This is a genomic window from Methyloceanibacter marginalis (assembly GCF_001723295.1).
GTDB lineage: Bacteria > Pseudomonadota > Alphaproteobacteria > Rhizobiales > Methyloligellaceae > Methyloceanibacter > Methyloceanibacter marginalis.
In genome coordinates, this window is sequence record NZ_LPWD01000403.1 from 1 (window position 1) to 1,131 (window position 1,131).

The window sequence follows — 1,131 nt, forward strand, 5'->3', positions numbered from 1 at the left end:
AGGCCAGATCGCGGTCGGCGTCGGAGACGCCTTCCACTTGGTCGAACCGCGCGAGCGCGTTGCGTACATGCGACGCGTCAGTCAGCGGCTCCTTGCGTTGCTCGGGAAAGGCGAACACGCTCTCCGGCAGATCGCTTCTGGTCGTCAGGTCGCCGTGCTCCGTATGGGGCTGCCAAGTCGTCTGCATCGTCTCAGTCTCCTCGCTAAGGGCTGTGGCAACAGAACGAACGGACACTAGGGGCGAAAGGTTTCGCTCCGATTAGCCGAAAGACCGCGAGCTTCGCGCGCTTTTCCGAAACTTTGAGCGGTCCCAGAGTGCCAGGCGCGTCTTTCTTGCCTTCAAGGCACACATCCGCGATCATTCGCCCCGCGATTCTAAGCGCTGGAGGGCCAAAATGCAGACTCTCATCTCCGCCTTCCCTGCCCTCTGTTACGCCGCTGCGCTCGTCCTTGGATTTCTTGACGTCAAACAGCCCTTCGGCAGTCCTGAGCTGTCGCCGCTGCTCCAATGGATGCTGTCCCTCGGGCTTGGCCTGCCCAGTCTGTGGGCGGCGCTGTCGCACGCGGCCTTCTCCGAGCGCGTGGCGCAATCCATCGGTTGGGCGCCGAGCCCGTTTCAGAAGGAGATCGCCGGCGCCAATCTCGGCATCGGCCTTGGCGCCCTGGCCGCGTCGGCCCTCGGGCCGGAAGCGGCCTGGGCGATGGCGGTCATGGCGGCTGGCTTCCTGTGGAGCGCGGCGGCCGTCCACGTCGTAGACATGGTGCGGCGGAAAAACTTCGCCATCAACAATGCAGGTCCCATCTTCTGGTGGGATATCCTCACCCCCCTGACATTGTTCATTCTGCTTCTGCTTCGCGGCGGCTGAGCGCATCCTCGTAGTGTATCGCCAGCCAGACGGCCGGCGGTGCCGTTTGTGTCCAGGTCACGCGATGGCGGCAATGCGCCGGGAGCAGGATCCAGTCGCCGGCTTCAAGCGCGCGGTCCTCGTCCTCACCCTCGATCCGCAAGCGCGCGCGCCCGACACGAGGACCACGAACTCGTCCCAAGCCTGATCGTACCAATCGCCTTCCGCCGTCGCCTGACCGGTCGAGACGATGCGCTCCAGGCGCAAGCCCGGCGCTCATCAAATC

Annotated in this window: 3 protein-coding genes; 1 reads left to right on the forward strand and 2 read right to left on the reverse strand. The window is 64.5% G+C overall.

Annotated elements, in window-relative coordinates; all coding sequences use genetic code 11:
* A partial coding sequence (locus AUC71_RS13640) for a DUF6582 domain-containing protein (protein WP_342021866.1) occupies nucleotides 1–187 on the reverse strand: 187 nt, incomplete at its 3' end.
* Between the two features lie 208 nt (nucleotides 188–395).
* Between AUC71_RS13640 and AUC71_RS13645 the strand changes: the two genes are divergently transcribed.
* Nucleotides 396–866 carry a DUF6790 family protein gene (locus AUC71_RS13645; RefSeq protein WP_069624680.1) on the forward strand — a complete coding sequence of 157 codons (471 nt, stop codon included), beginning with the start codon at nucleotides 396–398 and terminating at the stop codon, nucleotides 864–866.
* A gap of 57 nt (nucleotides 867–923) precedes the next feature.
* Here the strand turns inward: AUC71_RS13645 and AUC71_RS18885 are convergent, their stop codons facing one another.
* Entirely contained in the window at nucleotides 924–1,112 is a 189-nt protein-coding gene (locus tag AUC71_RS18885) for a cupin domain-containing protein (RefSeq protein ID WP_141701712.1), read from the reverse strand.
* Between the last annotated feature and the right edge of the window lie 19 nt (nucleotides 1,113–1,131).